General features: G+C 66.7%; 20 protein-coding genes. 2 read left to right on the top strand and 18 right to left on the bottom strand.

Annotated features, from left to right (window positions below):
- Position 1 precedes the first annotated feature (1 nt).
- From gspL to gspE, 8 genes are read right to left on the bottom strand one after another with little or no spacing between them, the layout of a single operon-like run.
- Complete coding sequence (gene gspL / locus PCA10_RS10045) at positions 2 to 1,144, bottom strand: type II secretion system protein GspL (RefSeq protein WP_016491963.1); 1,143 nt, start codon at positions 1,142 to 1,144, stop codon at positions 2 to 4.
- On the bottom strand, positions 1,141 to 2,112 hold the full coding sequence (gene gspK / locus PCA10_RS10040; protein WP_016491962.1) for a type II secretion system minor pseudopilin GspK: 972 nt from the start codon (positions 2,110 to 2,112) through the stop codon (positions 1,141 to 1,143). Before gspK ends, gspL begins: the two co-directional genes overlap by 4 nt.
- On the bottom strand, positions 2,109 to 2,816 hold the full coding sequence (gene gspJ, locus PCA10_RS10035) for a type II secretion system minor pseudopilin GspJ (RefSeq protein WP_016491961.1): 708 nt from the start codon (positions 2,814 to 2,816) through the stop codon (positions 2,109 to 2,111). Before gspJ ends, gspK begins: the two co-directional genes overlap by 4 nt.
- Positions 2,813 to 3,202 carry a type II secretion system minor pseudopilin GspI gene (gene gspI / locus PCA10_RS10030; protein ID WP_016491960.1) on the bottom strand — a complete coding sequence of 130 codons (390 nt, stop codon included), beginning with the start codon at positions 3,200 to 3,202 and terminating at the stop codon, positions 2,813 to 2,815. The genes gspJ and gspI overlap by 4 nt, the downstream gene beginning before the upstream one ends.
- Positions 3,199 to 3,786: a type II secretion system minor pseudopilin GspH gene (gene gspH, locus PCA10_RS10025; RefSeq protein WP_016491959.1), complete on the bottom strand. Its 588-nt coding sequence runs from the start codon at positions 3,784 to 3,786 to the stop codon at positions 3,199 to 3,201. Before gspH ends, gspI begins: the two co-directional genes overlap by 4 nt.
- Positions 3,786 to 4,172: a type II secretion system major pseudopilin GspG gene (gspG, locus tag PCA10_RS10020; protein ID WP_051148030.1), complete on the bottom strand. Its 387-nt coding sequence runs from the start codon at positions 4,170 to 4,172 to the stop codon at positions 3,786 to 3,788. Before gspG ends, gspH begins: the two co-directional genes overlap by 1 nt.
- A 49-nt stretch (positions 4,173 to 4,221) precedes the next feature.
- Complete coding sequence (gene xcpS, locus PCA10_RS10015) at positions 4,222 to 5,436, bottom strand: GspF family T2SS innner membrane protein variant XcpS (RefSeq protein ID WP_016491957.1); 1,215 nt, start codon at positions 5,434 to 5,436, stop codon at positions 4,222 to 4,224.
- Positions 5,437 to 6,924, bottom strand: a complete 1,488-nt coding sequence (gspE, locus tag PCA10_RS10010) for a type II secretion system ATPase GspE (RefSeq protein WP_016491956.1) — start codon at positions 6,922 to 6,924, stop codon at positions 5,437 to 5,439.
- Positions 6,925 to 7,189: 265 nt separating this feature from the next.
- On the opposite strand from gspE, the gene PCA10_RS10005 reads away from it, so the two are divergent.
- Both PCA10_RS10005 and gspD read left to right on the top strand, forming a co-directional pair.
- Positions 7,190 to 7,837, top strand: a complete 648-nt coding sequence (locus PCA10_RS10005; RefSeq protein WP_016491955.1) for a type II secretion system protein N — start codon at positions 7,190 to 7,192, stop codon at positions 7,835 to 7,837.
- 4 nt (positions 7,838 to 7,841) lie between these two features.
- Complete coding sequence (gene gspD / locus PCA10_RS10000) at positions 7,842 to 9,794, top strand: type II secretion system secretin GspD (protein ID WP_016491954.1); 1,953 nt, start codon at positions 7,842 to 7,844, stop codon at positions 9,792 to 9,794.
- A gap of 570 nt (positions 9,795 to 10,364) precedes the next feature.
- Here the strand turns inward: gspD and PCA10_RS09995 are convergent.
- The 10 genes from PCA10_RS09995 to PCA10_RS09950 all read right to left on the bottom strand — a co-directional run bounded on the left by PCA10_RS09995 (position 10,365) and on the right by PCA10_RS09950 (position 22,280).
- On the bottom strand, positions 10,365 to 11,144 hold the full coding sequence (locus tag PCA10_RS09995; protein WP_016491953.1) for an SDR family oxidoreductase: 780 nt from the start codon (positions 11,142 to 11,144) through the stop codon (positions 10,365 to 10,367).
- Complete coding sequence (locus PCA10_RS09990; RefSeq protein WP_016491952.1) at positions 11,141 to 12,352, bottom strand: O-succinylhomoserine sulfhydrylase; 1,212 nt, start codon at positions 12,350 to 12,352, stop codon at positions 11,141 to 11,143. Before PCA10_RS09990 ends, PCA10_RS09995 begins: the two co-directional genes overlap by 4 nt.
- Positions 12,353 to 12,429: 77 nt before the next feature.
- A complete protein-coding gene (gene purF / locus PCA10_RS09985; RefSeq protein WP_016491951.1) occupies positions 12,430 to 13,935 on the bottom strand; it encodes an amidophosphoribosyltransferase in 1,506 nt (501 codons plus the stop codon).
- Positions 13,936 to 14,023: 88 nt separating this feature from the next.
- Positions 14,024 to 14,536 carry a CvpA family protein gene (locus PCA10_RS09980; RefSeq protein WP_041770609.1) on the bottom strand — a complete coding sequence of 171 codons (513 nt, stop codon included), beginning with the start codon at positions 14,534 to 14,536 and terminating at the stop codon, positions 14,024 to 14,026.
- 95 nt (positions 14,537 to 14,631) lie between these two features.
- The gene (locus tag PCA10_RS09975; protein ID WP_016491949.1) at positions 14,632 to 15,339 is read right to left on the bottom strand and encodes an SPOR domain-containing protein; all 708 of its coding nucleotides are present in this window, start codon (positions 15,337 to 15,339) and stop codon (positions 14,632 to 14,634) included.
- 5 nt (positions 15,340 to 15,344) lie between these two features.
- A complete protein-coding gene (gene folC, locus PCA10_RS09970; RefSeq protein WP_016491948.1) occupies positions 15,345 to 16,631 on the bottom strand; it encodes a bifunctional tetrahydrofolate synthase/dihydrofolate synthase in 1,287 nt (428 codons plus the stop codon).
- The gene (gene accD, locus PCA10_RS09965) at positions 16,628 to 17,500 is read right to left on the bottom strand and encodes an acetyl-CoA carboxylase, carboxyltransferase subunit beta (protein WP_016491947.1); all 873 of its coding nucleotides are present in this window, start codon (positions 17,498 to 17,500) and stop codon (positions 16,628 to 16,630) included. Before accD ends, folC begins: the two co-directional genes overlap by 4 nt.
- Before the next feature lie 302 nt (positions 17,501 to 17,802).
- On the bottom strand, positions 17,803 to 18,420 hold the full coding sequence (locus tag PCA10_RS09960) for a phosphoribosylanthranilate isomerase (RefSeq protein WP_016491946.1): 618 nt from the start codon (positions 18,418 to 18,420) through the stop codon (positions 17,803 to 17,805).
- 56 nt (positions 18,421 to 18,476) lie between these two features.
- Positions 18,477 to 19,337 carry a tRNA pseudouridine(38-40) synthase TruA gene (gene truA, locus PCA10_RS09955; RefSeq protein WP_041770197.1) on the bottom strand — a complete coding sequence of 287 codons (861 nt, stop codon included), beginning with the start codon at positions 19,335 to 19,337 and terminating at the stop codon, positions 18,477 to 18,479.
- A gap of 3 nt (positions 19,338 to 19,340) precedes the next feature.
- Positions 19,341 to 22,280 carry a motility hub landmark protein FimV gene (locus PCA10_RS09950; RefSeq protein ID WP_016491944.1) on the bottom strand — a complete coding sequence of 980 codons (2,940 nt, stop codon included), beginning with the start codon at positions 22,278 to 22,280 and terminating at the stop codon, positions 19,341 to 19,343.
- Between the last annotated feature and the right edge of the window lie 127 nt (positions 22,281 to 22,407).

Raw genomic sequence — 22,407 nt, 5'->3', positions numbered from 1 at the left:
GTCATCCTCCTATCACCAGGCGGGCACTGACGCCGCTCTGGTCGCGACTCGCCGAGCCCATCTGCACCGACAGCCCGCTGCCGATCAGGCGTTCACGCAGGCGCTCCAGGGCGTCGAAGCCCGGCGCCTGGACCTGCAGCGCCAGGTCGCCACGGGTTTCACTGAAATCCAGTTGCTGCACGCGCACCTGGGCGCCCTCCGCGATCAGCGCCTGGGCCGCCTGGCCCAGCAACGCCAGCAGGCGCCCCTGGCTCGAGTTGGAACCCTCGGCCAGGTGCTGGTCGAACTGCGCGCGCAGGTTCACCAGCTTGCTGTCCTGGGGGAACAGCTCGCGATAGAGCGCTTCATTGGCCTGGGCGTAGGTGTCGCCCTGGCGCTGCAACTGCCACGACTGGGCCAGGTTGAATCCCCACTGCAGCAACAGCCAGAGGCCCACCAGGCCCAGCAGGGGCTTCCAGCGCGACCACTGCTGGCGCTCTTCCTTCAGGGTGAATTCGCCCTGGGCCAGATCGCTGCCTTTCTGTTCCGCCAGCCAACCATGGAGGTCGGGCGCGTCCTGCCACTGGTCCACGCCGTCCAGGGTCTGTCGTTCGGCAGGTGCATGGCCGGTGCGCGGCGCCGGGCAGGCATCGCGCAGATGGGGCCAGTCCTGTTCCTCGAATGCGAGCCGGGTACTGCCTTCGCCACCCAGCAGCCAGCGCTGCCCCAGCCAGAGCAGTTGGCTGCCCTGCTCCGGCAGCAGGTCGGCGTCCACCTGGATAGCCGCAGGCGCCGGGCCGAGTTTGCGCACCAGCTCCAGCCAGCCGGCCAGCCAGCTGCGGCGCACCGCGAAGACCCGGTGCCGGCCATCCGCCACGGCGCCACCGAGCCCCAGGTGGAAGTGCTCCACATCCTCGGCAAGCAGTTCCTCCACGGCAAAGGGCAGCGCCTGGCGCAACCAGCGGCCCTTCTGGGTGGGCAAACGCACGGCGCAGCAGGTCACCGCCTCCACCGGCAGGATCAGGCGCCAGGGTGGCGCCACCTCTTCCAGCGCCCGGGCCAGGGGCAGGCGACGGCTCGTCCCACCCTGCCAGAGCAGCACATCCAGTTCGGCGTCCAGCTGCTGGCAGGCGGCGACGGGGAGGAAGATGCAAGCCTGTGTCATGACTGCGGCTCCTTGACGGGCGCCGGCGGCAAGCCGCCCTGCCCGAGATCACGAGAGAGAACCCGTACCTTGCCGTCTGTGCCACGTTGCAGGGTACTGGACAGAACCTGGCGGCGACCGGCAAGGCGTACCTCGCTGATCACCAGGAAATACTGGCTGCCGACGGCCAGCCCCTGGGCCTCCAGGCCCATCCCGGCCAGGGCCGGCTGCCGGAGAAAGGCCTCCATGCTGGGAAAGCCCGTGGCGCCCCGCGCCGCCACCAACAAGCCCGCGCCGCTGGCGTCGAGGTTGTCGGCCAGGGTGGAGAGCACCAGGGGGCTGGCGGTGTTGACGTTGAGGGTGGCATCCGCCGGCAGCACGCTGACGTAGGGCAGCAGCTTGCGGTAATCCAGCTCGGTCATGCCCAGCACCAGGCGCAGCTCGGAGATATCGCTCATGGCATGGTTGGCCGCCCGATACGGCGGCTTCAGCAGCAGGTACTGGTTGTCTTCCGCGCCATTGGGGCCGAAGGGTTCCTGGTCGGTGTCGAGCCAGTCCACCAGGCGCTCGGTGTAGGGCGCCTCGATGCCCAGGCGCAGCAGCAGGCGGCGGAACTGGCGGATGCCCTGTTCGTTGATCTGGCCATCGCGCACCAGTCCATTGAGGTTCAAGCGGCCGCTGGGGTCGTCGATGCGCACGCTGAGGGAGCCGCCGTCGTCCAGCTGGAAGGTAGTCAGTGGCCGTGCCCAGGCTTCGCCCAGGTGATCCACCGGCGTACGCGGATCGCCCTGGCGCAGGTCGCGGAGCAGGATCGCCTCGGCCAGGGCTTCGCCGCCGAGGGCGTACTGGGCCACCTGGCGGACCTGCAGCTCGTTGCCGCTGGAACGGATGGCCAGCTGGGTCCGGGCGATCAGGCCGGCGCACACCACGGTGACCACCGCCACCACCAGCAGTACCGTGAGCAGCGCGACACCCGATTGGCGCTTCATTGCACCGGCTCCTGCTCGCCATCCTGCTGCCCACCATCAGGCTGCTGGTCGCCGTCCTGCTGCCCGCCGCCGGCCTGGGGCCGTTGCCGTGGCGGGTTGTCCACCAGACGCACCACCCGGCGCAGCTCGCCGTAGCGGCGGTGCTCCAGGGTCAGTTCGAGGGCACGCGGCAGGCGATCGAGCCGCTCATCCTCGGCGAGGCCGGCGGGTGGCCAGCTGTCCTGCCAGTCGCCGGTTTCGTCCATATAGCGCAGCTTCATGGCCGTGACCCCGTCCAGGGTCGACTGCACCTGCGGCAGGCTGTCCTGGGCCTGGTCCAGGACCGTCCAGTAGCGCCGTTCCAGGCGCTCGCCGGACAGCTGCCAGCGCACCCGTTGCAAGCGCGAACGCTGGCTGCCGGTGGGGTTGCGCCAGCCGCTGCGGGTCAGTTCGATGCTGTCGTCGTCACCCTCGTGCTCGCTCAACAACGCGGCGCGAGGTTCTCCGTAGGCGTCTCGGATAGGCCGCGCCACCAGTTGGCGCACGTCCCGCTCGAAGGCGGAAATGGCCCGTACCAGCTCGCGCAGCTGGCGCTCCTGTTCGCGGGTCGCCTCGTCGCTGTCGAGTACCGCGCCCAGCATGCGCCAGGTGCCCATGGCCAGCACGGCGAAAATCGCGATGGCGATGAGCAGCTCCAGCAAGGTGAAGCCGGCGCAGCGCTTCATGGCGTGCTCCCGACGAAGCCCACCAGGCGCACCGTGGCCCGGTCTTCCAGCTTGCCGCCGATGCCCCGGTTCGGACGCGGCGCCACCCAGAGAGTGACCCGGCGTAGCGCCGGATCAGTGGTGGCATCGATCTGGCTCTGCCATTCCCAGCGCCGACCGCCGTAATCCAGCTCGCCCTGGTCGCGGCCATTGCCCGGGGGCGTGCTGCGCAGCTGCAGCTCGGTCAGGCGGTTGTCGGCGATCCACATGGCGAGGGTCTTGTCCTCCAGCCGCGAGGCGATCTGCAGGCTGCGCGCGCTGGCGGTGAGTACGCTGGCGGCGACCACCGCGAAGATGGCCAGGGCCACCAGCACTTCGATCAGGGTGAAGCCGCGACTGCCTTTCATCCGGCGCGCCCCTTGCCATTGAGGTTCTCCACCCGGGGCAGGCGGAAACCGTCGCTGGACAGCTGCAGGCGCAAGCCATCCTTGCGGCGCTCGCCAAGCACCAGGCGGAACGGGCTGAGCTCACCGCTGGAGAGGATCACCAGCTGCGGCACCGGCCGCGCGTCCTTCGGCTGCGTGTCGTCCTTGTCGCTCTTTGCGGGCGCCGGCAGCACCAGCGGCTCGCCTTCCAGCTCGAAGCTCAGTTCCGCCCAGTCGGGCAGCTGCCGGCCGCCGTCGGACATGGCCTGCCAGCGGCTCACGGATTCGTCGTAGTAGTAGAGCTGGTAGCCGTCACGCTCAAGGCGCAGGCCGTACTCGCGATTGTCCAGCACGGCCTCGTCGGCCAGTACGCCGATCAGGCCGGCCAGGCGCTCGGCCTCGTTGTTGAGTTCGCGGGTCGGGCCGGCGACGCCCGAGCTGATCACCGCCAGGCCGGCGAGGCAGGCGATGATCACCATCACCACCAGCACCTCGATCAGGGTGAAGCCCGCGGACGCCGAGGCGCCGGGCATCCGGCTCGCGCCGCCCCGCCGCCCGCTGTTCATCAGTTGTCCCAGTTGGCGATGTCGGCGTCGTTGTCGCTGCCGCCTTCCTTGCCGTCGGCCCCCAGGGAATAGAGGTCATAGGTGCCTTTGCTGCCCGGGGAAAGGTACTGGTAGGTGTTGCCCCATGGGTCCACCGGGAGCTTCTTCAGGTAGCCGTCCTTGTTCCAGTTCTTCGCCGGCGGGTTGCCCGAAGGCCGGCTCACCAGTGCCTCCAGGCCCTGCTGCGTGCTGGGGTAGGCGAAGTTGTCCAGCTTGTACATGTCCAGGGCGGCGCCTATGGCCTTGATGTCGCCCTTGGCCACCGTGACCTTGGCCTGGTCGGGGCGGTTCATCACCTGCGGCACCACCAGAGCGGCGAGGATGCCGAGGATGACCACCACCACCATGATTTCGATGAGCGTAAAGCCCGACTGACTACGGCGCAGATTCACGCGATTACCCCACGAGTTGGTTGAGAGAAAGAATAGGCAGCAGGATGGCCAGCACGATCATCAGCACCACCGCGCCCATGACCACCAGCATGAACGGTTCGAAAAGACCGACCAGCAGGGCGATCTGCGCCCCCAGGTCGTTTTCCTGGTTGCGCGCGGTGCGGGCGAGCATCTGGTCCAGTTCGCCGGAGCGTTCGCCGCTGGCGATCATGTGCAGCATCATCGGCGGGAACTGCCCGCTGGCCTCCAGGGCGCGGGTCAGGCTGCCGCCTTCACGGACCTTCTGCGCGGCCACCACCACCTGGGCGCGGATCACCCGGTTGGCGATCACTTCGGCGCCGATGCCGAGGGCTTCGACCAGGGGCACCCCGCTGCGGGTAAGGATCGCCAGGGTGGAAGCGAAGCGCGCCGTATCGGTGGCGCGCACCAACCGCCCCACCAGTGGAATGCGCAATACCAGCCCATGCCAGCGCAGTCGGATATCCGGGTCGCGCAGTGCCCAGCGCGCACCGACGAAGGCCGCCACCAGCACCAGCAGCATCAGCCAGCCCCAGTGCTTGACCAGGTCGCTGAGGGCGATCAGGCCGCGCGTTAGCAACGGCAGGGTCTGGCCGGAATCGATGAATACCTTGACCACGTCCGGCACCACGAAACCCAGGAGGAACGCGACGATGGCCAGGGAGGTGAACATCAGGATCACCGGGTAGAGCAGCGCCAGCTGGATCTTCTGCCGCGACTGCTGGCGTTGTTCGGTGTAGTCGGCCAACTGCTCCAGCACCGGCCCCAGGTGGCCGGCATGCTCGCCGGCGGACACCGTGGCGCGATAGAGCTCGGGGAAGGCCGAGGGAAACTCCCGCAGGCTGCTGGCCAGGCTGTGGCCTTCCAGTACCCGCGCGCGCACCGCCAGCAGCATGGACTGGATGCGCGAACTGCTGGACTGCGCGGCCGCCGCCCGCAACGCTTCTTCGATGGGCAGCGCGGCCTGCACCAGGGTCGCGAGTTGCCGCGTCACCAGCGCCAGGTCACGGGCGGACAGCCCGCGCACCAGGCTGAAGCGACCGCGCTCGGCCTGCTCGCGCACGCGAGTGGCGCGCACTTCCAGCGGCGCCAGCTGGCGTTCGCGCAGCAGCTGGCGCACCTGGCGAGCGCTGTCGGCCTCCAGCACACCCTTCTGCTGGCGACCCTTGCTATCGAGTGCGAGGTATTCGAATGCGGCCATTTATTCTTCCTGGGTCACCCGCAGCACTTCTTCCACCGTGGTGACCCCTTGCAGCACCTTGCGTCGGCCGTCCTCGCGGATGCTGGGGCTGGACAGGCGCGCGTGGCGGATCATTTCCTGCTCGGAGGCGACGCTGTGGATCAGGCTGCGCATGTGGTCGTCGAACACCACCAGTTCGTAGATCCCGGTCCGTCCGCGATAGCCCTGCTGGTGGCATTGCCCGCAGCCACGGGCGCGATGCAGGGTCGGTGCGCTGTCGGCTTCCACGCCCAGCAGCAGGCATTCGGCGGCATCGGCCTGGTAGGCCTCCTTGCAATGCGGGCAGAGCACCCGCACCAGGCGCTGGGCCAGCACGCCGAGCAACGACGACGACAGCAGGAAGGGTTCGACCCCCATGTCCACCAGGCGGGTGATGGCGCCGATGGCGCTGTTGGTGTGCAGGGTCGACAGCACCAGGTGACCGGTGAGCGATGCCTGGACGGCGATCTCGGCGGTTTCCTGGTCGCGGATCTCGCCCACCATCACCACGTCCGGGTCCTGGCGCAGGATGGCGCGCAGGCCACGGGCGAAGGTCATGTCGACCTTGGTGTTGACCTGGGTCTGGCCGATGCCCTCGATGTGGTACTCGATGGGGTCTTCGACGGTGAGGATGTTGCGGGTGCGGTCGTTGAGGGTCACCAGGCTGGCATAGAGGGTGGTGGTCTTGCCCGAGCCGGTGGGCCCGGTGACCAGCAGGATGCCGTGGGGACGACGCACGGTGTCTTCCAGCAGATGCCGGTCGCGCTCGCTCATGCCCAGGTGCTGCAGGGTCAGGCGCCCGGCCTGCTTGTCCAGCAGGCGCAACACCACGCGCTCGCCGTTGGCCGAGGGCAACGTCGAGACACGGATATCGACCTCCCGTCCGGCCACCCGCAGGGAAATGCGGCCGTCCTGGGGGATGCGTTTTTCGGCGATGTCCAGCCGCGCCATCACCTTGATCCGCGACACCAGCAGCGCCGCCAGCTCGCGCTTGGGTTCCAGCACCTCGCGGAGGATGCCGTCGACGCGAAAGCGCACCACCAGCCGCTTCTCGAAGGTTTCCAGGTGGATGTCCGAGGCGTTTTCCTTGATCGCCTCGCCGAGGATGGCGTTGATCAGGCGGATGATCGGCGCGTCGTCCTCCTGCTCCAGCAAGTCCTCGGTTTCCGGAATCTGCTCGGCCAGGGCGGCGAGGTCGAGGCTGCCGCCCAGGTCCTCGGCCAGCTGCATGGCCGCGGAGGAGTCATGCTGATAGGCCAGGGCCAGGGCCTGGTCGAAGGCCTCGCCCGTGAGCGGGCGCAGCGGCAGGCTGCGGCCGGCGAAGCGCCTGGCCTCGGCCAGGGCCACCAGTTCGACACCGGGACGGTGGGCCAGGCAGGGCTCGGTCCCGTCGATCAGCAACACGCCGTGTCGCTTGGCGAAGCCGAAGGGCAGCCGTCGCAGGGGCGATTCAACCAGTGGTGGGTTCATCCTTGGGTGCCTATTTCAAGTGAGTCCGCAAACAAGTATTGCAGCGCAATCTGACGCTTGTGCAGAGCCACGGTTCGATTCTTATGATGTGTGTGAACAAAACCACCTAAAGCCGTAAAAATTCACAGATATCTTTAGCACAGCGACACACTGCCAACATCCTCCAGATGGCCGAGCATGGTGTCCCAAGGCGCTGCTATGATCAAAGCAGTTCTGCGTACCTATAAGACCAAAAGAACAACACAGCATTAGGAGTCGTACCCACTTGCACGCACCGGAATCCGCGCATCGGCTGCAGCGCCATGCGCCAGCCCTCGTTGCTGCGCTGCTGGTTCTGGCCATGGTCGCCAGCTTCGCCTGGCAGACCCGGCAATGGCTGCGTCTGGTCGAGGCGCCGGTCGCGGCGCCGCAGCAACAGGGCACTCCGCTTGCCAGCGCGCAACCGCTGCAGAATCTCGAACCGCTGTTCGGCCCCGGGGTGAAGATCCAGCCCAGCGGCCCGCCCCCCACCACCAACCTGCGCCTGACCCTGCTCGGCAGCTTCGTCCATGCCGGGCCCGACAAGTCCATCGCCATCATCCAGTACGAAGGCGGCAAGCCGCGCCGCTTCGTGGCCGGAGACGAGATCACCAGTGGTGTGAAAGTGCACGGGGTGTATCGCAATCGCGTCGAGATCGAACGCAATGGTCGCCTGGAAAGTCTCAGCTTTCCGGCGCCGCGCTCGCGCTTCACCCCGGTGAACGGCAACGCCGCCGAAGATCCTTCCGCCGCCGTGATCGACGACCTCAATGGCCTGCAGGAAGACAACGCCGCCGAATTGCGCGAGCGCATGGAAAAGCTGCGCCAACAGATGGAGGACCCGGAGAACAGCGTCTCCGAGCCTCCCACCGAACAGCCCCAGGATAGCGAATGACACGATGACCCTGACCTTCTCGCGCCTCACGCTCGCCCTGATCGCCGCCGGGATGCTCGCCGCCCCCCTGCCCCTGCTCGCCGCAACGACGGCGCCGGGCAGCGCGCAGCAACAGCAGCAGGATGGCTGGACCATCAACCTCAAGGATGCCGACATCCGCGAGTTCATCGACCAGATCGCCGACATCACCGGCGAGACCTTCATCGTCGACCCGCGAGTGAAGGGCCAGGTCAGCGTGGTATCGAAGGCGCCTCTGGGGCTCAACGAGGTCTATCAACTCTTCCTTTCGGTGATGGCCACCCATGGCTTCACCGTGGTGACCCAGGGCGACCAGGCCCGCATCATCCCCAATGCCGAAGCCAAGGCCGAGGCCGGCAGCAGCCGCCCGGGCGCCGAGAGCCTGGAAACCCGCGTGATCCAGGTGCAGCACACGCCGGTGACGGAACTCATTCCACTGATTCGACCGCTGGTCCCCCAGTACGGCCACCTGGCCGCCGTGACCTCCTCCAACGCCCTGATCATCAGTGACCGCGCCGCCAACATCGCGCGGATCGAAGACCTGATGCGCCAACTCGACCAGAAGGGCGACCGCGACTACACCGTGCTGAACTTGCGCTACGCCTGGGTGATGGACGCCGCCGAGGTGCTCAACGCCTCCCTCAATCGCGGCCAGTCCAAGGGCACCTCGGGCACCCAGGTGATCGCCGACTCCCGCACCAACCGCCTGATCATCCTCGGCCCGCCGTCCGCCCGAGCCAAGCTGGCGGCACTGGCGCAATCCCTCGATACGCCGACCTCGCGTTCGGCCAATACCCGGGTGATCCGCCTGCGGCACAACGACGCCAAGACGCTGGCCGAAACCCTCGGCGAACTGTCCGAGGGCCTGAAAAGCGAAGAAGGCGGCGGCGAAGGCGCCCCAAGCGGCAGCGGCAAGCCGCAGAACATCCTGATCCGCGCCGACGAGAGCCTCAACGCCCTGGTCCTGCTGGCCGAGCCGGACGTGGTCACCGCCCTGGAAGACATCGTCCGCCAGCTCGACGTGCCCCGCGCCCAAGTCATGGTGGAAGCCGCCATCGTCGAGATTTCCGGCGATATCACCGACGCCCTCGGCGTGCAGTGGGCGGTGGATGCCCGTGGCAGTACCGGTGGCCTGGGCGGGGTGAACTTCGGCAACACCGGCCTCTCCCTGGGCACCGTGCTCAACGCCATCCGCGACGACGAGATTCCCGACAACCTGCCGGACGGCGCCATCATCGGCATCGGTTCGGAAGACTTCGGCGTGCTGATCACCGCGCTCTCGGCCAACAGCAAGAGCAACCTGCTGTCCACCCCGAGCCTGCTGACCCTGGACAACCAGAAGGCGGAAATCCTGGTGGGCCAGAACGTGCCCTTCCAGACCGGCACCTTCACCACCGACGCCTCAGGGGCGAACAACCCCTTCACCACCATCGAACGCCAGGATATCGGCGTGACCCTGAAGGTGACGCCGCACATTACCGAAGGCGCCACCCTGCGCCTGGAAGTCGAACAGGAAATCTCCTCCATCGCCCCTTCCGCCACCCTCACCGCCCAAGCGGTGGACCTGATCACCAACAAGCGCTCGATCAAGAGCACCATCCTCGCCGAGGACGGCCAGGTGATCGTGATGGGCGGGCTGATCCAGGAAGACGTCACCCAGACCGACTCCAAGGTGCCGCTGCTGGGCGACCTGCCCATCATCGGCCGGCTGTTCCGCTCCACCCGCGACTCCCACGTCAAGCGCAACCTGATGGTGTTCCTGCGCCCCTCCGTGGTGCGCGACGCCGCCGGCCTCGCGGCGCTGTCCGGGAAGAAATACAACGACATCCGCATAGTCGGCGAACACGAAACCGACGGCCGTCCGTCCGTCCTGCCGCGCAAACCGGTGGAGCTGTTCGACGGCCGGCAGGAGCCGGCGGTGGACCTGCGCAGGCATTGACCGCTAGCGCACACGGGATTTCGGGGAAGAGCTGTTCGCGCTGGATTGGCTATTGGGTGTGAGGTTCTGTTGCCCAGCTCATTGTCGAGTGGGCTGCAAGTTTCTGTTTCGCCTTCCCGGGCGACTTCCTTTGGCAGTCGTCGGAATGCCGCACCACCCAAAGGAAGCAAAAGGCTTGCCCCGACATCCGGGTTTGGCTGCGCCAAACTCCCCTCGCTACATCGTCGCTCCGGGGGCACGGCGCGAAGGGCCATCCATGGCCCTGCGCGCCTCTCGCGGCATCCATGCCGCTCGTCCCCCTTCACAACGATTCCACTCGACCTCCTGAAGGGGCGGAGTCCTTGCCTCATCTCTTCAGCAAGGTTGCAAGCCATGAGTGGGCATCAGGATTGTCTGTCGCTTGCCAACGCGAGTCGCCCCTCGCCCGCTTGCGGGAGAGGGGCGGGGGAGAGGGGCGGGGGAGAGGGAAGCATCCGCCGGCTAGGAGTCAGGTAGGGCAATCACAGCGAATTGCCAATCCGATACACCCAGCCTCCCGGTGCAGCCGCCCTGCCCTATCCCAGCCAAAGCTCAGCCGAGATAGATCATCTTGCGGGTCATGCCGCCATCGACGATGAACTCCTGGCCGGTGACGAAGCCCGCGTTATCCGAGAGCAACCAGGCCACCTGCGCCGCCACGTCCTCCACCAGGCCCACGCGACCTACCGGGTGCTGCCCGTGATCGGACTCGCCCAGCGGCGCCTCCAGCCGTGCGCCGAGGTCGCGGGCATCGATCCAGCCGGGGCTGACGGCGTTGACCCGAATGTCCGGCCCCAGGCTCACGGCCAGGGCATGGGTCAGGGCCAGCAGGCCACCCTTGCTCGCGGCGTAGGCCTCGCTGTCGGGCTCGGACTGATGGGCACGGGTGGAGGAGATGGTGACGATGGCGCCGCGATGGCCGCGCAGATAGGGCGCGGCGTGCTTGGCCAGGAGCATGGTGCCCGTCAGGTTGACCGCCAGCACACGGTTCCAGCGTGCCAACTCCAGGCTTTCCAGCGGCGGGTTGTGGGGTTCGGTGACGGCGGCGTTGCTCACCAGGGCGTCGAGGCGACCGAACTGTCCCAGCACCTCGGCGATGCCCACCGCCACCTGGCTTTCATGGGCCACGTCCATGGCGACGAACCAGGCATTTTCGCCCAGGGCCTTGGCGACCCTGGAACCGCGAACGCGGTCGACATCGGCGAGCACCACCTGCCACCCCTCGGCGATCAGCCAGGCGGCGACGCCCAGACCTATCCCGCGCGATGCGCCAGTGACCAGGGCGACCTTGCCGTTATGGGCACTGGCCGCCTTCAGGGTCCAGTCGATCACAGCGCCGCGAGCCCGCGCTCCAGGTCGGCCTTGAGGTCGGCCACATCTTCCAGGCCGATGGCCAGGCGTACCAGGCTGTCGCGGATACCCGCGTTGGCACGCTCCTGTGGCGACAGGCGACCGTGGGAGGTAGTGGCCGGGTGGGCGATGGTGGTCTTGGTATCACCCAGGTTGGTGGTGATGGAGATCATCCGGGTGGCGTCGATGAAGCGCCAGGCTGCTTCCTTGCCACCCTTGACCTCGAAACTGACCACGGCGCCGAAGCCCTTCTGCTGACGCTTGGCCAGTTCGTGCTGCGGATGGCTTTCCAGGCCGGAGTAGTAGACGCGCTCGACGCCGGGCTGGGTTTCCAGCCAGCGGGCGATTTCCAGGGCGCTGGCGCAATGGGCCTGCATGCGCACGCGCAGGGTTTCCAGGCCCTTCATCATGACCCAGGCGTTGAACGGGCTGAGGGTCGGGCCGGCGGTACGCAGGAAACCCACCACTTCCTTCATGTGCTCGGCGCGGCCGGCGACCACGCCGCCCATGGTGCGGCCCTGGCCGTCGATGTACTTGGTGGCCGAGTGCATGACGATGTCGGCGCCCAGCTTCAGCGGCTGTTGCAGAGCCGGTGTGCAGAAGCAGTTGTCCACCACCAGCAGCGCGCCCTTGGCGTGGGCGATGTCGGCCAGGGCGGGGATGTCCACCAGTTCGGCCAGGGGGTTGGACGGCGACTCGACGAACAGCAGCTTGGTGTTCGGCTTGATCGCCGCTTCCCAGCCGGCCAGGTCGGACAGCGCCGGGTAGTCGACCTCGATGCCGAAGCGCTTGAGGTACTTCTCGAACAGGCTGATGGTGGAGCCGAACACGCTGCGGGACACCAGCACGTGGTCGCCGGCGCTGCACAGGCTCATGGCGATGGCCAGGATCGCCGACATGCCGGAAGCGGTGGCCACGGCCTGCTCGGCGCCTTCCAGGGCGGCGATGCGCTCCTCGAAGGTGCGCACGGTCGGGTTGGTATAGCGCGAGTAGACATTGCCCGGCACTTCGCCGGCGAAGCGCGCGGCGGCATCGGCGGCGGTGCGGAACACGTAGCTGGAGGTGAGGAACATGGCCTCGCCATGCTCGCCTTCCGGCGAGCGGCGCTGGCCGGCACGCACAGCCAGGGTGTCGAAGGCGGCGCCTTCCAGATCACTGTCCAGCCTTCCGGCTTCCCATTCCTGCGTCATATCCCTACCTCTTCAGAAACGAAGCCCGGAGGTTATCCGGGCTACAGACTTTCAGCTCGCCGCCAACGGCTTGCGACTCAGTTGTTGTACAGATCGATGATGGCGCTGACCGCATGCGCCTTGACCTTGGCGAGGTCGTTGCGCGCCTGCTCGATCTTGTTCAGGTAGTTCTCGTCGACGTCACCGGTGATGTACTGGCCATCGAACACGGCGCAGTCGAAGTGGTCGATCTTCACCTTGCCGCCGCCAACGGCGTCGATCAGGTCCGGCAGGTCCTGGTAGACCAGCCAGTCGGCGCCGATCAGTTCGGCCACTTCCTCGGTGGAGCGGTTGTGGGCGATCAGCTCGTGGGCGCTGGGCATGTCGATGCCGTAGACGTTGGGGTAGCGAACCGCCGGGGCCGCCGAGCAGAAGTAGACGTTCTTGGCGCCGGCTTCGCGGGCCATCTGGATGATCTGCTTGCAGGTGGTGCCACGGACGATGGAGTCGTCCACCAGCATCACGTTCTTGCCGCGGAATTCCAGCTCGATGGCGTTCAGCTTCTGGCGCACGGATTTCTTGCGCGCGGCCTGGCCTGGCATGATGAAGGTACGGCCGATGTAGCGGTTCTTCACGAAGCCTTCGCGGAACTTGACGCCCAGGTGGTTGGCCAGTTCTAGGGCCGCGGTGCGGCTGGTGTCCGGAATCGGGATCACCACGTCGATGTCGTGCTCCGGACGCTCGCGCTGGATCTTCTCGGCCAGCTTCTCGCCCATGCGCAGGCGTGCCTTGTAGACGGAGATGCCATCCATGATCGAATCCGGGCGCGCCAGGTAGACGTGCTCGAAGATGCACGGGGAGTACTGCGGATTGGTGGCGCACTGGCGGGTGAACAGCTTGCCGTCTTCGGTGATGTACACCGCTTCGCCCGGGGCCAGGTCACGGATCAGGGTGAAGCCGAGCACGTCGAGGGAGACGCTCTCGGAGGCGATCATGTACTCCACGCCTTCGTCGGTGTGGCGCTGGCCGAAGACGATCGGGCGGATCGCATGGGGATCGCGGAAGCCGACGATGCCGTAGCCGGTGATCATCGCGACCACCGCGTAACCGCCACTGCAGCGCTGGTGCACGCCGGAAACCGCGGCGAACACGTCTTCCTCGGTAGGCTGCAGCTTGCCGCGGTGGGCCAGCTCGTGGGCGAACACGTTGAGCAGCACTTCCGAATCGGAGTTGGTGTTCACGTGGCGCAGGTCGGACTCGTAGATTTCCTTGGCCAGCTGCTCGACGTTGGTCAGGTTGCCGTTGTGCGCCAGGGTGATGCCGTAGGGCGAGTTGACGTAGAACGGCTGGGCCTCGGCGGAACTGGAGGAACCCGCGGTGGGATAGCGCACGTGGCCGATGCCCATGGAGCCCACCAGGCGCTGCATATGGCGCTGCTGGAAGACGTCACGGACCAGGCCGTTGTCCTTGCGCAGGAAGAGCCGGCCATCATGGCTGGTCACAATACCGGCAGCGTCCTGGCCGCGATGCTGGAGCACGGTAAGCGCGTCATACAGCGCCTGATTGACGTTCGACTTACCGACGATACCGACGATGCCACACATGTGACGCAACCCCTGCTAGTAGTTCAGGCTAATCAAGTACCCGACCAGGCCGTTTGGGCTTGGGCGGGCATGCTACTGCTGCGACGCATCAGCTGGGTGAGCTGATGCCGCTCGCGATCCACTGACTGGTGAAGCCCAGAATGAGGTTCTTCGACCAGTCGGCAACCAAAAGAAAATGCGGGAGCAGCGTGGAATGCTGCCACCAGGGATCCTGTTGTACCGGCGCCAGGCTGAGCAGGCCGACCAGCAGCACCACCAGCAGCGCGCCACGGGCGGCGCCGAAGGCCATGCCCAGCACGCGGTCGGTACCGTCCATGCCGGTAACCCTGACCAGCTCGCCGATCAGGAAATTGATCAAGGCCCCCACCAGCAGGGTGGCGACGAAGAGGATGGCGCACGCGGCGATGATTCGCGCCGAGGGCATTTCGATGAATTCGGTGAGGTGCAGTGACAGGGCGCCGCCAAAGGTCCAGGCGACGACGCCTGCGACTATCCAGGTGAGCAGCGAGAGCGCTTCCTTGACGAAGCCGCGTCTCAAACTGACCAGACTGGAAATGGCGATGATGGCGATGATCGTCCAATCGACCCAGGTTAATGCCACAGTGCAGCCCACAAACTGAAAAGGCGCTGCATTTTAGCAGAGCCCTTCAGCTCCGGTAACCCGCGGAACCGAAAGGGCTTAATTAACCTTGTCTATCAGCCTTTTTCAGGCTGGAAACGTACGACAAAGCCATTCAGATTCTGCTGACGGCTGAGCTGGTCACGCAGGCGGTTGGCTTCGGCGCGCTCGATCAGCGGACCGACGAAGACCCGATTCATGCCCTCGACACTGCGGATATAGGCGTTGTAGCCCTGGGTGCGCAGGTTCTTCTGCAGGTTCTCCGCACTGGAACGGCTGGACAGGCTGGCCAGCTGAACCGACCAACTGACCGGCAGGCCATTGACGTCCAGGCGCTTTTCCTCGGCCTTGACCGCAGCAACGGGAGCGGCCGGCGCCGGCGCGGGCACCTTGGCCTGCACCTGGGGCTGCGCCGGGGCGGGAGTCGGAACCGGGGCCGGAGCCGATGGCTGGGATTGTGCCGGGGCGGGAGCCGGTACGGCGGGAACGGCTGGCTGAGCCGGAGCGGTGTCCACCACAGGCGGCACACTGGATGCCAGCGCCTCGCCAGTGGGTTCCAGCGGCGGCACGGGTTCCTGGGGCAGCGCCTGGGGTTCGGGCACCTCGACCTGCTCCAGCTCCGCCTTCGGCATGTCCGGGGCCTTGGGCATCGGCGGCGCTTCGACCACCACCTGGCGCAGTTCGTCTTCACGACTGAACAGCATGGGCAGGAAGATCACCGCGAGCGCCACCAGCACCAGCGCGCCGACGATACGTTGCTTGAGTCCCTTGTCCAGTACAGCCATTTCCCCTACTCCCCCTTTGCTTGGCTTTCCAACCAGCTCAGCGCCTCGGCCACGCTGTAGAACGATCCGAACACCAGAATCTCGTCATCCGGCGTCGCCTGCTCGCACTGTGCATCCAGCGCGGCGGCGATAGTTTCGTGGACACTGACGCTTGCGTGAAGGTTCGTCAATGCCGCCTGCAGCTCGGCTGCGGAGCGAGTGCGAGGGGTCGGCAGCGGCGCCACCGCCCAGTGGGCCAGGCGCGCCTGCAGGGGGAGCAGGACGCCAGGGAGATCCTTGTCGGAAAGCAGGCCGAATACCGCCAGCCGGCGACCCGCGACCGGGCGTGCGGCCAGGCGTGCCGCGAGGTACTCGGCGGCATGGGGGTTGTGGCCGACATCCAGCAGCAGGGAAAGCGCCTTGCCGCGCCAGATGACGCTACGCCGATCCAGACGCCCGGCGACGCGGGTGCCCAGCAGTGCAGCCTGCAGCGCTTCCGGCTGCCAGGGCATGTCCAGCAGGGCATAAGCCTGGAGCGCGAGGGCGGCGTTCTCCATGGGCAGGTCGAGCAGCGGCAGCTCGTGCAGCTCCAGCGGCTCTCCCGAGGCCGCGAAACCGCGCCAGTGCCAGCTCCCCTCCCCCATGGCGAGATCGAAGTCGGGGCCGCGCAGCAACAGCGGCGCGCCCAGGGCGGCGGCCTGCTCCAGCAGGGGCTTGGGCGGATCGAGGTCGCCGCACAGGGCCGGCTTGCCGGCACGGAAGATACCCGCCTTCTCGAAGGCGACGCTCTCCCGGGTGTCGCCCAGCCAGTCGGCATGGTCCACGCCTATGCTGGTGACCAGGGCCAGATCGGCATCCACCAGGTTGACCGCGTCCAGGCGACCTCCCAGACCGACCTCCAGCACCACGGCATCCAGGCCGGCATGCTGGAACAGCCAGAAGGCCGCCAGGGTGCCCATTTCGAAATAGGTGAGGGAGATCTCGCCGCGCGCCGCCTCGACGGCAACGAAGGCGTCGCAGAGCGCCTGGTCGGACGCCTCGACACCATTGATCTGGACCCGCTCGTTGTAGCGCAGCAGATGCGGCGAGCTGTAGACGCCGACCGCCAGCCCCTGGGCGCGCAGCAGCGCGGCCAGGAATGCGCAGGTAGAACCCTTGCCGTTGGTGCCGGTGACCGTGATCACCTTCGGCGCCGGCCGGGCCAGGCCGAGCCGGGTGGCCACTTCACGACTGCGCTCCAGCCCCATGTCGATAGCCGTGGGGTGGAGCTGTTCAAGGTAGGAAAGCCAGTCGGCAAGGGTTCTCTGGGTCATGCGATAACCGGGGAGGGTTGACGCGTCATCTGCGCCAGCAGCCGACCAAGGCGCTCTCGCAGTTCCGCGCGGGGGATGATCATGTCGATGGCGCCGTGCTCCAGCAGGAACTCGCTGCGCTGGAAGCCTTCCGGCAGTTTCTCGCGCACGGTCTGCTCGATCACGCGGGGACCGGCAAAGCCGATCAGTGCCTTGGGTTCACCGACGATTACGTCGCCGAGCATCGCCAGGCTGGCGGATACGCCGCCATAGACCGGGTCGGTCAGCACGGAAATGAACGGAATGCCTTCTTCGCGCAGGCGCGCCAGGGCAGCCGAGGTCTTGGCCATCTGCATCAGGGAGATCAGGGCTTCCTGCATCCGCGCACCGCCGGAGGCGGAGAAGCAGACCAGCGGGCAGCGCTGCTCCAGGGCGGCGTTGGCGGCGCGGACGAAACGCTCGCCGACGATGGCACCCATGGAGCCACCCATGAAGGAGAATTCGAAGGCACAGGCGACGACCGGCATCTGGTGCAGGGTTCCGCGCATAGCGATCAGCGCGTCCTTCTCACCGGTATCCTTCTGCGCGGCGGTCAGGCGGTCCTTGTACTTCTTGCTGTCGCGGAACTTCAGGCGGTCCACCGGCTCCAGGTCGGCGCCGAGTTCTTCACGGCCTTCCGGATCGAGGAAGATGTCCAGACGGGTGCGCGCGCCGATACGCATGTGGTGGTTGCATTTCGGGCAGACGTCCAGCGTCTTTTCCAGCTCGGGCTTGTACAGCACCGCCTCGCAGGACGGGCACTTGTGCCAGAGGCCTTCCGGGACCGAGCTCTTCTTCACCTCGGAACGCATGATCGAAGGGATCAGTTTGTCTACCAGCCAGTTGCTCATGCTCTAGTTCTCCACAGCTTTCAGGCCCGAACACGCGCTAGCGGTTCATTGCCCCGCGCATGTTCTTCGGCGAATTCATGGTTGCGACCCCGGCAGTCAAGGCATGCCCGGCGGTCGCCCTGGCGATGGACCGGCCATCGCACTCAACAAAAACAGGCCCGATCGACGCAGCCTTGCCACGCGACCCGACAGGCTTCGCCTGTCTGGGCAACTCGCTTATGGACGGCAGCGAAACGCCGTCCGTCACATATGCAGGAGACGCACCAACAAACGGACGGGCAAAAGTTTCCGGCAGCGGCATTTCAGCTACGCGCTCGCTGGATGAAGGCCTGGATCTTCGCTGCATCCTTGATGCCCTTGGCAGCCTCGACGCCACCACTGACGTCCACCGCATAAGGCCGTACCTGGCGCACCGCCTCGCCGACGTTGTCGGGGGTCAGGCCACCGGCGAGGATCAGCGGCTTTGCCGCATCCTGGGGCACCAGGCTCCAATCGAAGGCCTCTCCGGTGCCACCCGGGACACCGGGCACATAGGTATCCAGCAACAGGCCGGACGCCTCGGGGTAACGGGAAACGGCGGCCGCGATGTCGTCGCCTGGTTTCACCCGCAGCGCCTTGATATAGGGCCGACCGAAACCCGCGCAATCTTCAGCGGACTCATCGCCATGGAACTGCAACAGGTCCAGCGGGACTTCACCCAGCAACTGGCGCAATTCGGCCCGCGGCATGTCGACGAAGAGGCCCACCGTGGTCACGAAGGGCGGCAGCGCCGCGATGATCGACCTGGCCTGGGCCGGCGTCACCGCACGCGGACTCTTGGCATAGAACACAAAACCTATGGCATCGGCCCCGGCGGCAACGGCGGCCAGGGCGTCCTCGATTCGGGTAATACCGCAGATTTTGATGCGAACGGCGGACAAGATGCAGGCACCTTATGGCTAAAGACCCAGGATGTTAGCAAAGGCCCGAGGCAGCGTCAGCTCAGGATATCCGGCAGACCGGAAAGAAAGTGCGGCCCCAGGTAGCGCTCGGGAAGCTCGAACGGCTCGGGGTACTCGACCCGCACCAGATAGAGCCCGTAGGGATGCGCAGTCACCCCGCCCTCGCGACGGATACGCCCTTCCAGCACCTGCTGGGCCCAGGCCACCGGCTGCTCGCCGGCACCGATGGTCATCAACACACCGGCAATGTTGCGCACCATGTGATGGAGGAAGGCGTTGGCGCGGATGTCGAGGACGATCATTCGACCGAACTCGAGCAGCTCCAGGTGATGCACCGTCTTGACCGGCGACTTGGCCTGGCATTGGCGGGCGCGGAAGGCGCTGAAGTCATGGGTACCGACCAGGCAGCGTGCGGCCTCGCGCATGCGCTGCAGATCGAGTGGCCGGTGGTTCCAGGTGACTTCCTCGGCCATGTGCGCCGGACGGATCTGGTCGTTGTAGATCACATAGCGATAACGCCGGGCCATGGCGCTGAAACGGGCGTCGAAGGTCTTCGGCATCTCCCTCGCCCAGGTGACGCTGATGTCCGGCGGCAGGTTGGCGTTGGCGCCCATGATCCAGGAGAGCTCGCTTCTGGACACCGGGGTATCGAAGTGCACGACCTGGCCGCAGGCGTGAACCATGGCGTCGGTGCGCCCGGCACAACTGAGGGTGACGGGAATGCCGCCGGCCACTCGGCAAATCGCCTTCTCCAGAGCGCCCTGGATCGAGGGAACCCCGTCGATCTGACGCTGGAAGCCACGATAGCGCGAGCCCTTGTATTCAACACCAAGTGCGATTCTGTAAATGCCAGCGGCAGCCTCAGGGGCTGCCGCTGCGGGTACTGCGTCTGTCATCTATCAGCTGAGTCGGGCGATGAGCTCGCGCGCTTCCTGTTGCTGGGTGTCGTTACCTTCGGACATCACTTCGTCGAGGATGTCGCGAGCACCTTCGGTGTCACCCATGTCGATATAGGCGCGAGCCAGGTCCAGTTTGGTCGCGGTTTCGTCGGTGCCGGAGAGGAAATCGAAATCGTCTTCCTCAGCCAGCCCCATGTCAGGCTCCGGCAGTTCGTCTTCCAGAACGGCTACCGGTTCCGGCGCCTGCTGCAGGCTGTCCGACAGCTGGTCCAGCTCGGCACTGACCTCATCCAGCTGGGCGGAGAAGCTGTCACTGTCGGTGATCGGCTCGGCAAGCGGCTCGTCGGGCAGGGACAGATCGAAGTCCGCCGGCAGGTCCAGCAGGTTGGCGCTGGTGGCCGGTTCCTGCGCAACGGCAGGCTGCTCGATGCTCAGCGGAGCGTCGAGGTCGCCGTCCAGGCTGAGGAGGAACTCGTCCTCTTCGGTGCTGGTCGGCTGGGCGGTCGGCTCCAGGTCGAGGCTGAAGCCGGCCAGGTCGTCGCTGAGTTCCAGGCTTTCGTTGCCGGTGAGCAGATCGTCACCGCCGATATCCAGGTCGAAGTCCAGGTCGTCGGCCTTGGCCGGTGCGGCCGGCGCGTCGAATTCCAGGTCGTCCAGGCTCAGCTCGTCGACAGGCGCCGGTGCGACGGCGGGCTGAACGGCAGCGGGCTTTTCCTCCACCAGGTCGAGATCCAGATCGGAACCCAGGTCATCCAGGCTCAGGTCGAAGGCATCGTCCAGGTCCGCACCAGCGGCCGGAGCGCTGCTCGGCGTGTCGTCCAGGGTCAGGTCATCGAGGCTGAAGCTGTCCAGGTCGTCCGCAGCGGAGAAGCCGGCGGCCGCGGTGCCGGCGGCAACGGCTGCCAGCGCCATGGCCGGGTACTTGCCCTTGAGCTGGTCGATTTCGCCGCTGACACCGCCGATTTCGCGGAGCTCGCTTTCCTGGCGAGCGAAGCCCTCGCGATCACCCAGTTCGGCGTAGACCTCCATCAGTTTCAGGCGCAGGTCACTGCGCTGGGGCTCGTCGTTGATGGCGTTCTGCAGCAGCTCGGCAGCCTGGTTGAAGCGGCCGTAGGCGACATAGATGTCGGCCTCGCTGATGACGTCGCCCGTCTGCGCGGTCACGCGGTCGTCGGCTTTGACAGGCGCGGCTTCCGGGGCATCAGCCACGTCACCCAGATCAACGCTGTCGAGGGCGTCAAGGCCGTCGTCTTTCAGGTCGAGGTCGCCGTCGAAGCTGTCGTCGCCCTCTTGCGCCGCGCGGCTGTTCTGCAGCTCGGCTTCCTTCAGCGCGTTGCGGCGGGACAACACCATCAGCAGCACCAGCAGGGCTACCAGGGCGCTACCACCGGCCATCAGGAGCAGCATGGGATTGGCCAGCACGTCGTCGATGATGCTGGACTTCGGCGGCTCGGCCACCGGAGCCGCCGGAGCGGTTTGCACCGGCTTGGCCGGGGCTGCGGGTTTGGCAGGTGCCGCCGGCTTGGCAGGCTCGGCCGGTTTCGCCGGAGCTGCTGCAACGGGCGCAGCGGGGGCGGCAGGCTGGGCAGGAGTTGCCGGAGCGGCTGCAACGGCCGGCTGAGCGGGAGCGGCGGCGGGCGCTACAGGCTGGGCGGGCGCGGTGGCGACCGGCGCGGCAGGCTGCGCTGCCGGGGCAGCCGGTGTGGCCCCCGGCTTGGCTGCTGCAGCAGGTGCGGTGGCGGCAGCGGCAGGAGCCGCAGGTGCCTGCTTGTCCTTGCCAGCCATATCGGCCTGAAGCTTGGCGAGTTGGTCGTCCTTCAGCTGAATCAGGCGCTGCAGCTTGTCCATCTGGCTCTGCAGGTCGCCCATGCGGCTTTTCAGCTCGTCATTCTCGCGACGGGTCGAATCCAGGCTTTCCTGGGTGACGGCCAGCTTGTCGTTGAGCGCCTTGCTATCGCCATTGACGCCCTTGTCATTGCCACTGGAGGCCTTGCCGCTTTCGCCGGAGACCAGGCGCAGATTGTCCTGGGTCTCGACTTTCTCGGGAGCGGCGCCAGCGCTGCCGCGCTTGGTGGCGTCCAGCTGGCGCTTGCCCTCGCCCGCCAGGCTGCGACCTTCACGCCAGGCAGTATTCTGTGCCTGGACCTGGCTGATGGCCTCGGCCTGGGAGCGGCTGGCAATCTGGTTCTCGTCCGGCAGGCGCAGCACCTGGCCGCTCTTCAGCCGATTGATGTTGCCGTCGACGAAGGCGTCCGGGTTCAGGTCCTGGATGGCCAGCATGGCCTGGTGCACCGAGCCGCCGGCCCGGTTGCGCTCGGCGATTTCCCAGAGGGTGTCGCGGGAGGTGGTGCGGTATTGGTCGGCCGGCGTCTTGGGGGCCGGGGCGGCTGCGGGCGCAGGCGCGCTCGGACGCGGCGCAGCGGCGACCGGAGCTGCCGGGGTGGTGCGCTGCGGCGCAGGGGTCACGGCCGGACGCGGTGCTTGCACCGGCGCGGCGATGGGTGCCCGCGGAGCGGCGGCGGCTGCGGCCTGGGGCGAATAGAGCGGCGGGTCGAGGAGCAGCGTGTACTCACGCAGCAGACGGCCATTGGGCCAGAGCACCTCGACCAGGAAGTTCAGGTAGGGCTCGCGAACCGGCTTGCTGGAAGTCACGCGGATGACGCTGCGGCCATTGGGCTTGACCACGGGGGTGAACTTCAGGTCCTGCAGGAAATACTGGCGATCCACGCCGGCCTTGGTGAACTCCTCGGCGGCGGCCAGGTTCGGCTTGACCTCGGCGGAGGCCAGGTCGCGCACCTCGAGCAGCTCGATCTCCGCATCCAGAGGCTGGTTCAAGGAGGACCGCAGGGTGACTTCCCCCAGCCCGAGGGCGTTGGCCACACCCGAAGTCAGCGCGGATGCAGCCGCGATTGCCAGCACAAGTTTGCGAACCCGAACCATAGAGTGATTCCCTTGTTTTATCTTTTTTCCCGCATAACGGGAGGAGGGTCTTAAGTCGCTGCCTGCGCACGCCGGATCGGCGGCTCCCCATCAACGATAAGGCCAAGCCAGTATTGTCAAGCTAGAA

Origin of the sequence: Pseudomonas resinovorans NBRC 106553, from assembly GCF_000412695.1 — a bacterium.
In the GTDB taxonomy this organism is placed as follows: Bacteria; Pseudomonadota; Gammaproteobacteria; order Pseudomonadales; family Pseudomonadaceae; genus Metapseudomonas; species Metapseudomonas resinovorans_A.
Note: the sequence above shows the minus strand (reverse complement) of the source record. Positions and strands in the feature narration are given on the sequence as shown.

What these genes read in the sequence shown, in the direction of transcription:
- gspI (WP_016491960.1), bottom strand. Translation starts at nt 3,202, where the DNA reads ATGAAAGGCAGTCGCGGCTTCACCCTGATCGAAGTGCTGGTGGCCCTG.
- gspE (WP_016491956.1), bottom strand. Translation starts at nt 6,924, where the DNA reads ATGAACCCACCACTGGTTGAATCGCCCCTGCGACGGCTGCCCTTCGGC.
- PCA10_RS09990 (WP_016491952.1), bottom strand. Translation starts at nt 12,352, where the DNA reads ATGACGCAGGAATGGGAAGCCGGAAGGCTGGACAGTGATCTGGAAGGC.
- xcpS (WP_016491957.1), bottom strand. Translation starts at nt 5,436, where the DNA reads ATGGCCGCATTCGAATACCTCGCACTCGATAGCAAGGGTCGCCAGCAG.
- folC (WP_016491948.1), bottom strand. Translation starts at nt 16,631, where the DNA reads ATGACCCAGAGAACCCTTGCCGACTGGCTTTCCTACCTTGAACAGCTC.
- purF (WP_016491951.1), bottom strand. Translation starts at nt 13,935, where the DNA reads ATGTGTGGCATCGTCGGTATCGTCGGTAAGTCGAACGTCAATCAGGCG.
- gspJ (WP_016491961.1), bottom strand. Translation starts at nt 2,816, where the DNA reads ATGAAGCGCTGCGCCGGCTTCACCTTGCTGGAGCTGCTCATCGCCATC.
- gspL (WP_016491963.1), bottom strand. Translation starts at nt 1,144, where the DNA reads ATGACACAGGCTTGCATCTTCCTCCCCGTCGCCGCCTGCCAGCAGCTG.
- PCA10_RS09975 (WP_016491949.1), bottom strand. Translation starts at nt 15,339, where the DNA reads ATGGCTGTACTGGACAAGGGACTCAAGCAACGTATCGTCGGCGCGCTG.
- accD (WP_016491947.1), bottom strand. Translation starts at nt 17,500, where the DNA reads ATGAGCAACTGGCTGGTAGACAAACTGATCCCTTCGATCATGCGTTCC.
- gspH (WP_016491959.1), bottom strand. Translation starts at nt 3,786, where the DNA reads ATGAACAGCGGGCGGCGGGGCGGCGCGAGCCGGATGCCCGGCGCCTCG.
- gspD (WP_016491954.1), top strand. Translation starts at nt 7,842, where the DNA reads ATGACCCTGACCTTCTCGCGCCTCACGCTCGCCCTGATCGCCGCCGGG.
- PCA10_RS09950 (WP_016491944.1), bottom strand. Translation starts at nt 22,280, where the DNA reads ATGGTTCGGGTTCGCAAACTTGTGCTGGCAATCGCGGCTGCATCCGCG.
- gspK (WP_016491962.1), bottom strand. Translation starts at nt 2,112, where the DNA reads ATGAAGCGCCAATCGGGTGTCGCGCTGCTCACGGTACTGCTGGTGGTG.
- gspG (WP_051148030.1), bottom strand. Translation starts at nt 4,172, where the DNA reads ATGGTGGTGGTGGTCATCCTCGGCATCCTCGCCGCTCTGGTGGTGCCG.
- truA (WP_041770197.1), bottom strand. Translation starts at nt 19,337, where the DNA reads ATGACAGACGCAGTACCCGCAGCGGCAGCCCCTGAGGCTGCCGCTGGC.